Consider the following 13274-nt stretch of genomic DNA (forward strand, 5'->3'; position numbering starts at 1 on the left):
CTCGAGTCGCAATTGAAATGCTGCTAATACCCCAATCTCTCAGAAATCATATTCCCCGCATGGATCAATTCTTTTGCTAAAAGTTCGATGCGCTGCTTTGTAAAGCGATGTTTTGGTCCTGCAAAATTTATGGCAGCTATGACATTTCCATTATAATTTCTTACTGGGGCAGATATAGTAATCACTCCTGGATTCAATTCTTCATTGCTAACCGAATATCCTCTCGCATAGATGAATGCCAATTCTTTTCGAAAGATTTCTGGATCGGTAATAGTATTTTGGGTAAACTTTTTTAACCCATTTTTTATCACATGTTCTATCACGGTAGGATTACTGTGAGCTAGCAGTAGTTTTCCTGAACTTGTGCAATGGGGAGGATTTTGCAGACCGGAATGAGTTATTACTTTAATCGAGTTAGTGCTTTCGATTTTGCAAAGATAAACAACTTGCATCTCTTCCAAAATTGCCAAGTGTGCAGTTTCCTTCCAATTTTCCACTAACCTTTTGATGATCGGCAACGCTTCTTTATGCAAATCAAGGTGACCTAGTACAATAGAGCTTAATTCTAAAACAGAGACCCCAAGTTCATATTTATTGCTCTCATTATTTTTCTTTACAAATCCTTCTGATGCTAGTGTTGCTAATATTCTTTGCACACTGCTTTTTCCAAGATCTAGTTCATTTGCTAATTCTCTTACGCCTTTTTGTGGTGTATCCATGCTGAATGCTTTCAAGATTTTCAATGTATTTTTGACAGATGAAAGTAAATTTGCTTGAGAATTATCCATTGGTTCACTCCTTTTTTTGAATTTTCTAAAAAAGTAGCCAAGTGTCCCCGATATAGGGACACGGTTCTTGTATTTGGGATGCAGTGAAATTATATTGATTATACAAATATTTCCTTAAACCTGTAAAGATAGTTAAAGAGGGGGCGGAATTATCATTAAAAAGAATATTTTTGGAAGGGTTTACATCAACTTAGTAAACAATTAATGGGAAACGATTGATGGGTGCTCAATGATAATAGCGAAATACTGTTCATCTCATGGGGAGGGGTTTAAGTGTCGATACTAGTAAATGATGCCTTAGATCGAAATCTTGAAACAAACTATCAAATTGAAATTCATAATATCTATAAGTCATTTGATAAAAGGGATTCAGCAGTTACTGTTCTAGAGAATATCAATTTAAATGTTAGAGCTGGAGAGTTTATATCACTGTTGGGTCCAAGTGGCTGCGGTAAGTCTACGCTATTAAAACTTATTGGCGGATTGCTTGACCAGTCGAGTGGTCGTTTAGAGATTGATGGACATGCAATTACTGGACCAAGCAAGAAAGTGGGATTTATGTTTCAAAAAGCTGTGTTGCTTCCTTGGAGGACCGTCCAGCAAAATTTGCTTCTCCCTATAGAGCTTTCGAAAGGGAACGTTGAAGAAGCGAATGCGCGGATAGGACAACTATTGGAGCTGGTTGGTTTAAAAGGCTATGAGCACTATTATCCCAAAGAACTTTCCGGAGGGATGCAGCAAAGAATTTCACTTGCACGAACTTTAATGACAGATCCGGATATTTTGCTGTTGGATGAACCGTTTGGGGCATTGGATGAATTCACTCGTGAAACACTTAACTTTTCACTAATGGATATTGCCGAACAAAGCGGGAAAACAGTCATACTTGTTACTCATAATATCAGTGAAGCTGTTCTTATGTCGGATAAAGTAGTTGTTTTGGGAATCAATCCAGGCCATGTGCTCGAAACAATTGATATCAATATACCAAAGCCAAGAACGGACCAAGTCATGGCCACAAAACAATACTCTGAATATGTGCTTCATATTCGGGATCTGTTGGGGGTGGGCAGAAAATGAAAGCGACTTTGGAGAAAGCAGATCCAGTGCAAAGTAAAAGCGGTTTTATAAGGAAAATATTTAAAAAAGAAGCCTTGCTTTCTATTGCTTTGTTAGTATTATTGCTGGCTGCTTGGGAAATTTTGAGCAGAATTGGCGTTTTGCATCCTCTGATTCTTCCAGCACCAACCGTAGTTTTTAGTGCAACCCTTGAGTTGCTGGCATCTTCCTTTTTATATTTGCATCTTGGCGTCACGCTTTACGAAACGATTGCAGGATTCTTTATAGGATCTTTCCTGGCAATTATTTTAGGCATCGTGGTCTCATCAAATCCTACCTTATATAAAGTCCTGAATCCTTTTATTGTTGTATTTCAAGCAATTCCCAAAATTGCACTTGCGCCAATTTTTGTAACATGGTTTGGTTTTGGTCCCACTGCCAAGATTGTAATGGCGATTACAATTTGTTTCTTCCCAACATTCGTTAATACAGTTGTGGGATTGAAGTCTGTAGATGAAGAGAGCAGACTGTTATTTCAGTCGCTGGTAGCAAAGAAAAAGGATACTTTCTTTAAGCTTTCATTACCGACAGCCCTTCCATTTATTTTTGCAGGTTTAAAGTCTTCATTAACCTTTGCTTTAATTGGAGCGATTGTTGGAGAATTTGTCGGGGCGAACGAAGGGATCGGAATGCTACTGGATACTTTCAACTTCCAACTTGAGATGGGGAAGGTATATGCATTAATCGTCATACTGTCAATCATCGCATTGCTTCTATATTTACTAATTGAATGGTTAGATAAAAAGCTGATTTTCTGGGCAGATCGGGATAATAACAATTAAATAAACGGGGGTATGGAAATGAGAAGAATTCAGTTGCTGGTAGTTTTGGTTTTGGTATTAATTCTTGGTGCATGTTCAAGTTCGTCTTCAAGTTCGTCCTCAAGTTCATCCCAGACGGTTCCAACAAGCGGAGACAGCAGCTCGTCTACTAAAGGCGATTTGGAAAAGGTGCAGCTATTATTGGCCGCAGAAGGGAACGCAATGTATTATGCGTATATTGCTAAAGAGAATGGTTATTTTGAAGAGGAAGGATTGGATGTCGAGCTAGTGGCTGGAAAAGGCGGCACCTATGTAATCCAACAAGTTGGAGCTGAAACGGTGGATGTTGGAATTACGGCTGTATCATCACTTTTGCCTGCTTGGGATAAGGGGATTGATATAAAGGTAGTCTATCAAGTCAATGTAACCAACTTATTTGATTTCATTGTTCCAAAAGACTCGGCGGTGAATGATATTAGTGAGTTGAAAGGAAAAGTTATTGGTGTCAGCGACCTCGGTGGAGGGGAAGTGCCAATGGTAAGATCAATCCTTACAAGTGCGGGACTAAATCCTGATCAGGATGTGACGATCCGTGCCATTGGAACGGAAGCTACTTCGATTTTGGCAGGGTTTGAAAAAGGTTCGGTAGATGCTTATAGTGGAGGAGCTCATGATTTAATTTCCGTTTATGCGAAAGGTTTTGAATCCAAATCCTTGATTCCTGAAGAATATAAATCTCTTCCTTCAACAGGAATTGTTGCAAATGGTAAAACATTAAAAGAAAACCCTGAAATGGTTGAAAAAATTTCACGTGCCGTAGCAAAGGCAACAGATTTTTCTATCAAAAATCCGGACGAGGCGTTCGAAGTGATGAAAAAAGCTGTTCCTGAACAATATATGGATGAAGAGCTAGGCAGACTATTCCTGGATACCTTCATTAATCTTTCCACTCCTATTGAACCTGAAAAAGGATATGGCTATATCTACGAAGATTCTTGGAAAATACTAGTTGACCAGTTTAGCGTAGGCGATAATCCGGTTGTAAAAAATGACTTAGATTTGAATAATTATTTAGATTCGAGTTTCCTGGAAAAAATAAACGATTTTGAGTGAGCAATTTCTAACGCTAAGAAAATGGGCATCACAGTCTCACATTCTTTACAGAGGATAAAAAACATCTGTATTGAACTGAAGTTAAAATAGACTTTTTTGCAAAAAGTAGAAATCTCGCTTTGAAAACCTATAAAAATTTTTTATTCCCCTTGATATTACAAGTATATTAAGGGGATTTATTCTGTTGATTGAATAAAAAAGATTGATAGTAAGTAGTAACTTCACTATCACGAGAACCTACTACTATCCAAGAAGCGTGGTCCCATCTATTGTTCAAACTTTAAAACAAAATCAATTATATTAAACCAGTTGAAGAAAGATTCTTTTATTTGCTTGGGGAATTTTTAAGGCAGTTTTGTTGAAAAAGGTATACTATTGGTAATATTAGTAGTGCAGAACTGAAAAAAAGGAGGATACATACTTGAAAGATGCATCAACTGCCAAAATAGAAATGTTGATCAGAAAACCGGTTGAAGAAGTATTTGAGGCTTTTATAGATCCTACCCTTACTACAAAATTCTGGTTTACCAAAAGCAGCGGAAGATTGGAAGAGGGAAAGCGTATTCGTTGGGATTGGGAGATGTACGGAGTTTCTGCTGAACTAACGGTTGAACAATTAGAACAAAACAAGAGAATTCTCATCAAATTTGACGATGACACTACCGTGGAGTGGATTTTTACACCTCGGACAGAAGGAACCTTAGTTACAATTATTAATGAAGGATTTAAAGGGAATCCAAATGAAATAGTCAATCAAGTGATAGATTCAACAGGAGGATTTACAATTGTGCTATGTGGTTTAAAAGCACTTCTTGAACATAACATCGTCTTGAACCTTGTTTCGGATCGGTTTCCTGACGCTCACATAAAAAGTTAAGAATTGTCCTTTCTTAGCTTTTGGTTGAATAATTTAGAAAGGATGATTTTGCAATGAATAATTCTATTAAAGAGAAGGCTGCGTCGTTTTTGCAGCTAGTTTCATCGGGGAAAGTACGGGAAGCATACCAAAGGTACATCGGTCCGGATTTCCTTCATCATAATCCTTTTTTCAGTGGAGATGCTGACTCACTCATGATCGCAATGGAAGAAAACGCCACCAAGAATCCTCACAAAGTTCTTGAGGTAAAACGTGTTATCGGAGAGAGTGATATGGTTATGGTTCACTCTCATGTAAAGCAAAAGCCAGAAGAACTTGGGGTAGCTGTGGTTCATATCTTTCGCTTTCATAACGACCTTATCGTCGAATTGTGGGACGTGGGGCAGCCGATACCGGAGAATTCCCCCAATGAGAATGGTGTGTTTTGATGTAGGTTTTTGTTGAAGTCAATCATGGGCATGGGTTCGATATTGAGTCGATTCCTGGACTTTTCTATAGCTGAAATGTGCTTGTTTGTTGCAGTGTTTGTTGTTAAAAAAACGGCACCTCAATTGTTGGATTGTGCTAACAATTGGGGTGCTATTTTATTTTAAGAATGTTTCGCAGCCGTAAAAAACCATTCACCCAAAATTTCCTTTGCTTCATAATTCTCAGCTGAAAGTTCCTTCTCAATAAAAGCTTGAACCTCTGATTTTTCAATATCATACATGACTTCAATTTCTTTAGAAAACAGAAGTTTTTCTCTTTGGAGCAAGTCAGAAAGCGTTGGCTGCTGTTTTGGCTGCAGTTCATCCACATTCAGCACTTGCATTAGGCCATCAACATAATAGTCAAACGAACGTCCGCCAACGATTTTGACGCCTTGGTTTTCTTTATTCATGATAATGATGGTTGGAAAGCCTCTCACGCCAAGTTTTCTTACAAGGGCAAAATCTTCGTTCAGTAATTGTTGTCCAATCGGTTGTTCGGATTCTTTGATAATTTCTTCTCCGTCAAGGCCAAGGTGGTTTACGATTTCCTTCATAACAGATGGGTCCGAAATATTTTGATTGAAGGCGAAAAGCGCTTCTCTTGCACGGCGCAAAGATGCATAGGCCAATTCATCATTATGTTGTCTTTGAATCACCTTAAACACACGGGATGGCGGATAGGATGATTGAACGGGATTGTCAATCATGAGCGAGCCATCAATCGGCATGCGTGAATATTCCCCCACTTCCCGCCAGTGGCCAGACACATCTGCAGGTCCAAAAATGCCGTTCCCGGGATCGACCGGGCCCCCGCCCCATTTTTCCAGCAATCCACCCATTACCGTGTGAAAGTTAAAGTAATGTCCATACTGCTCTTTGAATCGACGAAGAACAGGCTCGATTGCCCAGCAGTGCGAACAGATTGGGTCAGTTACATAATAAACATCAATAGATTTTTGAGATTGGTTGAAATCAATCATCTCCATTTCGTCCTCACCAGCTGCTCCACAAATTCCTGTTTCAAGATCGCATATCATATTATGGTTTGTCATTTTCATTCCCTCTTTTCTATTTATTTCGAACAGTTTGTAATGCAGTTGACCATGCCACTACATCGTCCAATACTTTGTTTAAAGAATCTTCGTGGTATGGCGCGGGATCAAAGATGTGCATATCTTTGAAGTCGGTAAACAAACTCATGGCAACACTCGGCCCAACGACTGCTACTTTTGGAACGCTAAGAATTAAGCGCAAGTCGTTTGTTGCTGTCACCCCTAAAGTTGAACCGTAACTTACGACGCCGGCAGCCTTGTTATTCCACTCAACATATAAATAATCGATGGCATCTTTTAAACCAGACGTAATCCCTTTGTTGTATTCAGGAGTTACAAAGATGAACCCATCGAATTCGCTGATTTTCTTGGACCATACATGTGCTTCTGGTGCCTTGTACTCTTGGGACATAATGGCAGGGATAGGCTCGTTGAACTTTGGTAAATTAAAATCTTTGATGTCCACTAATTCGTATTCTGCATCACTACGTATGTCGGCGATGGATTTTACCCATTCCGCTACTTGAATATTGACTCGAGCATCCCGAGTGCTTCCTGTAAGAATTGCGATTTTAACCATTTTGCATTCCTCCTAATTGGTGGCTTCTTGTTAGGGAAGCCTTGTTATTTTTCCTTATAATGGTATCTTAGAAGATAACGAAACAAAGCAAAACCAATAGTTCGTTCGATATGTCGGATATCCAACACATCGATGGAATTGTTGAAAAAGTGGGAGTGAAATCGAATGACTCAATCCAAAACGGATCCTCGTGTTCTCCGTACGCGCAAATTAATCATGGATTCTTTCATTGAACTTTCAGCGAAGAAGGAATTTAAGGATATTACCATAAAAGACATCACCACAGAGGCCATGATTAATCGAGCAACCTTTTATTATCATTTTGAAGATATCTATGATTTGTTGGAAAAGGTATTATCGGAAGTATTGCTGGTGAATCTGAATTGCAGTTCCTACCAAAATGACGAGTTAAATGAAGAAGTTTTCGTCAGTATTTTCACGGCCATCACCAATTTTCAAAAGTCATTGTCCAACCGTTGCCATAGGGGATATGAAGACACCATTGCACGGATCATCAGGGAACAACTCGAAATTATTTTTTACAAAATGCTGGAAAAAACAGAATCTGTGAAAGAAGAGGAGGCGCTTAGAACCATTGCCGTCATCCTAAGCTGGGGAATCTACGGTGCTTCTGTTGAATGGAAAAGATTTGATATGAAGGTGCCGCCGGAAGAATTTATCAAGTCAGCCATTCCTTATTTAATGTCCGGGATAGAGATTGGCTCCCGAAAATAAGTTAGCATAAAGAATATTGGAAATGTAGCTGGATTAAAATTAAGGAAGGTGGAAGAATGCCATTCTTAACAATCATTACGATATTCGTAGTTGGTGTAGCAGTATTTATTGCTGGATTTATAACTAAAACAAAATGGTTAAAACTCCTAGCAATCATTCCGCTTGCTATTTCAGTGTGGATGCTTCTAAGTCTATTTTTAATGAGTTTTTAGAATTTATTAATTTGATATAGATAGAAAATTAAAATTGACCTCATCCTAGGGAGGTCTTTTTTTATGCAATTCTTAGTGTTAGAAGATCGGCTAATAATAAATGATTAGAGCTGCGCTAAAGCAGTGTTTCGAATAATTTCAATCAAAAATGCTCGATTAAACTCCAGCTAATGAAGTAATTTGGACAAGATTGGTTGAAAACAATAGATTAGAGCTGCTCTAAAGTGATGTTTAGAATGATTTCGGCCAAAAATATTCAATTAGCCCCCGTCTAATGAAGTGTTTTGGATAAGTTTTGCCGAAAACACTCGATTAAAACTGCTCTAAAGCACTGTTTCCAAAGAATAGACCCGCAGACACTCAATTAGAAAATCCCAAAGTCTCAATGCTATTGGAGAGAGATTCTATAAAAGGAAAATAATTATATTTAAATAATATTTTATTATATTTAAAATAGTTTTTAAATGAAATCAAACAACCAATGTCAAGATGTAATTCTGTTATAAAGGCATATATTTCTAATATTATGATAGAATTTTGAAAATTATTAAATAACCTTTACTCTACTAATGATATAGGGATATAATTTACGAGCGTTATTAAAATAATATTCTAACAATTCAGAAAGAGAGAGGGTTTTATTCTATGTCACAAATGGTTGCACTAGTCTTGGTGCTTTTAATTTTATATATCGGAGATTTTGTATCGGTTCGTACTAAAGCCTGGATTCCGTCAGTATTCATCAGCGCAATGTTATTCCTGATTGGATTTTGGACATTCTTTCCGCAAAATATTGTTGAGATTGCTGGGATTCCCAGTACAGTAGCCACAATGGTGATGTATCTGTTGGTCGTGAATATGGGAACGCTCCTTTCCGTGAAGGAGCTAATGGCACAATGGAAGACGATTGTTATTTCTTTATCCGGAATTTTAGGGATCATTGTCATTCTGTTTGCAATTGGGTCACTAATTTTTGATATGAATACGGTTATTGTCGCGATTCCACCTTTAGTTGGAGGACTCGTATCGGCCTTGATTATGTCAGAAGGCGCAGCGCAGGCTGGGTTAACTTCTTTATCGGTATTTGCCATCGTCATTTATGTTATGCAAGGGTTCGCTGGTTACCCGTTAACTTCCATTGTATTAAAAAGAGAAGGAAAGCAGCTGTTGCAAAAATACCGAAATGGCGAATTGGCACTTAAAACAACTACTAAGGTAGAGGAAGATCCAACACAAGCGAAAAATGGCTTCAAACTCTTCCAAGTACCCGAAAAGTATAATACAGACTACTTTAAGTTTCTTAAACTTGCAGTGGTTGGTTGTTTAGCGTATCTTACTTCTGTATTTCTGGCACCGGTTGTTGAAATTAATGGACTTGTCCTTTGTTTGGTGTTCGGTGTGATTGCGAAAAGTATTGGTTTCTTGGAACAACATGCTCTATATAAGGCCAATGGATTTGGATTTGCCATTATGGGATTAATGCTGTTTATCTTTGATGGATTAAAATCTGCCACACCGAACATGATGCTGGAGATTCTAACGCCACTGATTGTTTGTATCATCTTGGCCGTCATTGGTATGTACATTTTCTCCTTTATTGCAGGCAAAATACTGAAAGTGAGCAAAAACCTTGCCTTTGCTGTCTCGCTGACAGCGCTGTACGGTTTCCCGGCGGACTATATTATCACGAACGAAGTAATTAAATCTTTAACAAATGATGAAAAAGAACAAGAAGCGTTAACAAATCATATGTTGCCGCCTATGCTGGTTGGCGGATTTATCTCCGTAACCATCGTATCGGTGATTCTGGCAGGAATTTTTGTTGGATTCTTATAATGAATTATGAGGCCCATGGATTTCAAAATGTAAAGGGGAGCAGGAAAATGATTAATCAGAAAATAAAAGAAGCCATTGAACAATATAGCGAGGAATTAACTGCAATTCGCCGCAAACTGCATAGCGAACCGGAGTTATCATGGGAAGAGTACGAAACAACTGCTTTTGTTTCAGACTATTTAACTGCGCTGGGTATCGAACATCGCAAAACTGAACCGACTGGTGTCATCGCTGAAATTAAAGGCGGCAAACCGGGAGAGACGGTAGCGTTGCGTGCGGATATGGATGCTTTGCCGGTTGAAGAATTAAATGTCGACCTTCCTTACGCTTCAAAGGAATTGGGGAAAATGCATGCATGCGGTCATGATGCACATACGGCGATGCTCCTTATTGCGGCAAAAACATTAAATGAAATAAAAGAAGAGCTGCGGGGAAATGTACGTCTTATTTTCCAGCCTGCAGAAGAAACGGCGATGGGTGCAAAAGCGATGGTGGAGCAAGGTGCCGTATCAGGTGTCGACAATGTATTCGGTATTCATATTTGGTCGCAAATGCCATCAAAAAAAGTTTCCTGCAGCCCTGGACCAAGCTTTGCATCTGCCGATATTTTTACGGTAACGTTTAAAGGGCGAGGGGGACACGGCGCGATGCCGCAAGATTGTATCGATGCTAGCATCATTGCGTCATCATTCGTTATGAATGTACAATCCGTTGTATCCAGAACGATTGATCCGCAGCAGCCTGCAGTGGTCACAATCGGAAAAATGGACGTAGGAACGCGCTTTAATGTGATTGCGGAAAATGCGGTCATTGAAGGGACAGTTCGCTGTTTTGATGCCGAAACGCGCGACCATATCGAAAAACAGCTGCAAGTGTATGCGGAAAATGTAGCAAGCATCTACGGCGGAACGGCGAAAGTGGACTATTTCCGCGGAACGCAAGCTGTCATCAACGGAGAAGAAAGTGCGAAGTTGGTACAAAAAGTGACTGCAGCTGCCTTTGGTGAAGACGCTGTTTACGATGAAAAACCAACAATGGGCGGGGAAGACTTCAGTTTTTATTTAGATGAAGTCCCAGGAAGCTTTACTTTAGTTGGATCAGGCAATCCGGAAAAAGATACGCAATGGGCCCACCACCACGGCAAATTCAACGTCGATGAAGATGCGCTGGCAACAGGCGCTGAATTATATGCGCAATATGCATGGGCATATTTAAATAAATAATTAGGGAGGAGATCAACCTTTTGGGGTTGGTCTCTTTCATTTTTGTTAGAAATATGTTTCATTCGCAAATAAGTTATAACAATTATTAAAATATTATTAAGATTAACAAAAATATACCATTCCTTCTCTATCAAAATGATATTGTTTTTATAAATATAAAATTTGAAAGGAGAAATGTTATGTTATTGAACTGGTGGAGAAATCATAGAATTGCTGCTTCCATCTTAGTGATATTAAGAATTTACCTGGGGTTTGGTTTCCTGGTTGCCGGGTGGGGGAAACTGACAAGCGGTCAATTTGATGCCCGCGGGTTTATAGCAAATGCCATTAAGAATCCTGTAACGGGATCAGACGGAAACCGAGTTTATGGCATCTATACTACATTCCTGGAAACAATCGCATTGCCCAATGTACACATTATTAATGTCCTCGTGCCTTGGGGAGAAGTATTGGTAGGTTTAGGATTGCTGTTGGGTTGCTTAACGTCTGCAGCGGCGTTTTTTGGAATGTTGATGAATTTCTCTTATTTAATGGCTGGAGCGATTTCACAGAATCCCATTTATATTTTAGCAGGATTTTTAATCTTAACAGCCGGCGCAAATGCAGGGAAGTTCGGTTTGGACTTTTATATTTTGCCTTTATTGAAAGAACTAGCGTTCAAAAGGAAAAACCGGTCAATCAATAATAAAATTGAAAAAAAGGCAAACTTAATATAATGCATTCAAAGCTAAAAAAATCACCTTACCTCAAAAGCAATACATAGAGGTAGGGTGATTTTATATGCCTTTCCCGATTTAAAGTTTAAAACGACGAACTAATTCATTCAGATTTTCAGCTAAACGCGCAAGGTCTTCAGAACTGCTCGCCACTTCTTCCATCGAGCTGCTGATTTGTTGGGAAGAGGCAGAAGTTTGTTCTACGCCTGCAGCTGACTCTTCGGAAATTGCGGCAATTTCCGATACGGAGGCATTCATTTTTTCGGTATTGGATGCAATGGTTGATAAATTCTCGGAGACCATTTTAATATTGTTTACCATATTCGTTACTGCTGAGCTGATTGCAGCAAAGGTTTCCTGAGTCGTATTGATTTGGGTTGTTCCTTGCTTCACTTCGTTATATCCGTCTTGCAAGGATTCCGCCACTACACTGGATTCAGATTGGATGCCTGCAACAATGCCCGTAATATCGGCTACAGAAGTTGAGACTTGTTCGGCTAGCTTTCTGACTTCATCCGCAACTACAGCAAACCCTCTGCCGTGTTCGCCTGCTCTGGCTGCTTCAATTGCTGCATTTAAGGCAAGAAGATTGGTTTGGGCGGCAATTTCCTGAATCACTGAAACCAATTTTGATATTTCTTGTGACTTAACATCCAAACCTTTCACTTTTTGTACTGCATCCTGTACGATTTGGTCGATTTTCGCCATCTGTTTGTTTGAGGATTCCATCAACTGGCTTCCCTCAATCGTCATTTCGAACACTTCATTCGAAGCTTTTTGAATGCTCTCGCCATTTGAGTTAGCTTCGAGCACAGAAGTTGAAAATGCTCCCATAATGCTCGCCAGGTCGCTTGCCGTTTTGGCTTCTGTTTCGGTACCCGCCGCTAATTCCTGCATTGTAGTAGCAATTTGCTGGGAACCGGCGTTTACTTCATTTGCAGATTCAGTCAAATCTTTGCTTTGGTTTGTTATTGATCCAGAGGCCACGTTTATTTCATTTAGCAATTCACGAATATTATTGCTCATTTCGTTTGTCGCCAGAATCAGATGACCTACCTCGTCTTGCGAATTCACTGCTAATGGTTCATTGCTTAAATCACCGCTTGCCATCAGCTTCATTCGTTCCATCACTTGTATGATTGGTTTAGCTATAATATTTGAAGTAATAAGTGCTGCCGCGATACTGACCAACATAACCAAAATTGTTACAATCATGACTACTTGTATAGTCTTTTGGCCATTTGCTACAATTTGGCCCTGTTTTTCATTAATAATATCCCGACTTTTACTTGCCAGCTCTTCATAACCAGTCATGATTTCTCTTACATCCTGATTTCTTTCAGCTAGCTTTTGTCGAGCCAATTCTTTATTTCCACGATCATACTCTTCAAAAACTTCTTCTGAAACGTATTTTCTCCACTCAACGGTCCTTTGGATGAGTTGGTCAAATTCCTCGGAAGCCCCAATCTCTCTGACAATTGCTTCGTGTCCTTTACCTTCTTCTGTATAAGCGTCAAAACGTTCTTTAAAGTCGCCGCCATACAACACGTACCCACGGGCCGTTGCTATGCGATTAGCCAACGTTCTAGACATTTGTTCATTGGCGATTAACATTGGAAGCTCTCTCTCTACAATATTTTTTGCTTCCTCATTACTCTTCTTAATAGATGAATAATTATAAATGCCAAATAATACGACAAGTAAAATAACCAATGAAAACCCAAATAGTATTTTCGTTTTTATACTTTTAAAATTAAATTGTTTCTTCAATTCTTTTTGCACCTCAATTTGT

13 protein-coding genes are annotated in these 13274 nt (G+C 39.1%); 9 read left to right on the plus strand and 4 right to left on the minus strand.

The genetic code is table 11. The features are described 5' to 3' along the window. Positions 1 to 23: 23 nt before the first annotated feature. A complete protein-coding gene (locus D1B33_RS09905; RefSeq protein WP_118876227.1) occupies positions 24 to 788 on the minus strand; it encodes an IclR family transcriptional regulator in 765 nt (254 codons plus the stop codon). Positions 789 to 1061: 273 nt separating this feature from the next. Here D1B33_RS09905 and D1B33_RS09910 point away from each other — a divergent pair, with 273 nt between their 5' ends. From D1B33_RS09910 to D1B33_RS09930, 5 genes are all read left to right on the plus strand, one after another. Further along, positions 1062 to 1868 (plus strand): ABC transporter ATP-binding protein, encoded by an 807-nt coding sequence (locus D1B33_RS09910; protein WP_118876228.1) that lies wholly within the window; start codon positions 1062 to 1064, stop codon positions 1866 to 1868. Further along, entirely contained in the window at positions 1865 to 2689 is an 825-nt protein-coding gene (locus D1B33_RS09915; protein WP_118876229.1) for an ABC transporter permease, read from the plus strand. Before D1B33_RS09910 ends, D1B33_RS09915 begins: the two co-directional genes overlap by 4 nt. Positions 2690 to 2707: 18 nt before the next feature. Then, positions 2708 to 3781, plus strand: coding sequence for an ABC transporter substrate-binding protein (locus tag D1B33_RS09920; protein ID WP_118876230.1), 1074 nt, complete (start codon positions 2708 to 2710; stop codon positions 3779 to 3781). A gap of 451 nt (positions 3782 to 4232) precedes the next feature. Further along, positions 4233 to 4658 carry an SRPBCC family protein gene (locus D1B33_RS09925; protein ID WP_118876378.1) on the plus strand — a complete coding sequence of 142 codons (426 nt, stop codon included), beginning with the start codon at positions 4233 to 4235 and terminating at the stop codon, positions 4656 to 4658. Positions 4659 to 4711: 53 nt separating this feature from the next. Further along, positions 4712 to 5086 carry a nuclear transport factor 2 family protein gene (locus D1B33_RS09930; RefSeq protein WP_118876231.1) on the plus strand — a complete coding sequence of 125 codons (375 nt, stop codon included), beginning with the start codon at positions 4712 to 4714 and terminating at the stop codon, positions 5084 to 5086. Positions 5087 to 5247: 161 nt separating this feature from the next. On the opposite strand, the gene D1B33_RS09935 is transcribed toward D1B33_RS09930, so the two are convergent. Together D1B33_RS09935 and D1B33_RS09940 are read right to left on the minus strand one after the other, a co-directional pair. Continuing rightward, positions 5248 to 6180, minus strand: a complete 933-nt coding sequence (locus D1B33_RS09935) for a DsbA family protein (RefSeq protein ID WP_118876232.1) — start codon at positions 6178 to 6180, stop codon at positions 5248 to 5250. A gap of 16 nt (positions 6181 to 6196) precedes the next feature. Continuing rightward, positions 6197 to 6760 carry an NADPH-dependent FMN reductase gene (locus D1B33_RS09940; RefSeq protein WP_118876233.1) on the minus strand — a complete coding sequence of 188 codons (564 nt, stop codon included), beginning with the start codon at positions 6758 to 6760 and terminating at the stop codon, positions 6197 to 6199. Positions 6761 to 6925: 165 nt separating this feature from the next. Here D1B33_RS09940 and D1B33_RS09945 point away from each other — a divergent pair, with 165 nt between their 5' ends. From D1B33_RS09945 to D1B33_RS09960, 4 genes are all read left to right on the plus strand, one after another. Then, positions 6926 to 7495: a TetR/AcrR family transcriptional regulator gene (locus tag D1B33_RS09945; RefSeq protein ID WP_118876234.1), complete on the plus strand. Its 570-nt coding sequence runs from the start codon at positions 6926 to 6928 to the stop codon at positions 7493 to 7495. An 857-nt stretch (positions 7496 to 8352) separates the two neighbouring features. Continuing rightward, positions 8353 to 9543: a hypothetical protein gene (locus D1B33_RS09950; RefSeq protein ID WP_118876235.1), complete on the plus strand. Its 1191-nt coding sequence runs from the start codon at positions 8353 to 8355 to the stop codon at positions 9541 to 9543. A gap of 47 nt (positions 9544 to 9590) precedes the next feature. Further along, entirely contained in the window at positions 9591 to 10766 is a 1176-nt protein-coding gene (locus tag D1B33_RS09955; RefSeq protein WP_118876236.1) for a M20 metallopeptidase family protein, read from the plus strand. A 179-nt stretch (positions 10767 to 10945) separates the two neighbouring features. After that, positions 10946 to 11482 carry a DoxX family membrane protein gene (locus tag D1B33_RS09960; protein ID WP_118876237.1) on the plus strand — a complete coding sequence of 179 codons (537 nt, stop codon included), beginning with the start codon at positions 10946 to 10948 and terminating at the stop codon, positions 11480 to 11482. Between the two features lie 78 nt (positions 11483 to 11560). Here D1B33_RS09960 and D1B33_RS09965 read toward each other — a convergent pair whose 3' ends face one another. Then, positions 11561 to 13252 (minus strand): methyl-accepting chemotaxis protein, encoded by a 1692-nt coding sequence (locus tag D1B33_RS09965; RefSeq protein WP_118876238.1) that lies wholly within the window; start codon positions 13250 to 13252, stop codon positions 11561 to 11563. Between the last annotated feature and the right edge of the window lie 22 nt (positions 13253 to 13274).

Origin of the sequence: Ureibacillus yapensis (genome assembly GCF_003515775.1) — a bacterium.
GTDB lineage: Bacteria > Bacillota > Bacilli > Bacillales_A > Planococcaceae > Ureibacillus > Ureibacillus yapensis.

What these genes read in the sequence shown, in the direction of transcription:
- D1B33_RS09905 (WP_118876227.1), bottom strand. Translation starts at nt 788, where the DNA reads ATGGATAATTCTCAAGCAAATTTACTTTCATCTGTCAAAAATACATTG.
- D1B33_RS09915 (WP_118876229.1), top strand. Translation starts at nt 1,865, where the DNA reads ATGAAAGCGACTTTGGAGAAAGCAGATCCAGTGCAAAGTAAAAGCGGT.
- D1B33_RS09920 (WP_118876230.1), top strand. Translation starts at nt 2,708, where the DNA reads ATGAGAAGAATTCAGTTGCTGGTAGTTTTGGTTTTGGTATTAATTCTT.
- D1B33_RS09925 (WP_118876378.1), top strand. Translation starts at nt 4,233, where the DNA reads ATGTTGATCAGAAAACCGGTTGAAGAAGTATTTGAGGCTTTTATAGAT.
- D1B33_RS09930 (WP_118876231.1), top strand. Translation starts at nt 4,712, where the DNA reads ATGAATAATTCTATTAAAGAGAAGGCTGCGTCGTTTTTGCAGCTAGTT.
- D1B33_RS09935 (WP_118876232.1), bottom strand. Translation starts at nt 6,180, where the DNA reads ATGACAAACCATAATATGATATGCGATCTTGAAACAGGAATTTGTGGA.
- D1B33_RS09940 (WP_118876233.1), bottom strand. Translation starts at nt 6,760, where the DNA reads ATGGTTAAAATCGCAATTCTTACAGGAAGCACTCGGGATGCTCGAGTC.
- D1B33_RS09945 (WP_118876234.1), top strand. Translation starts at nt 6,926, where the DNA reads ATGACTCAATCCAAAACGGATCCTCGTGTTCTCCGTACGCGCAAATTA.
- D1B33_RS09950 (WP_118876235.1), top strand. Translation starts at nt 8,353, where the DNA reads ATGTCACAAATGGTTGCACTAGTCTTGGTGCTTTTAATTTTATATATC.
- D1B33_RS09955 (WP_118876236.1), top strand. Translation starts at nt 9,591, where the DNA reads ATGATTAATCAGAAAATAAAAGAAGCCATTGAACAATATAGCGAGGAA.
- D1B33_RS09960 (WP_118876237.1), top strand. Translation starts at nt 10,946, where the DNA reads ATGTTATTGAACTGGTGGAGAAATCATAGAATTGCTGCTTCCATCTTA.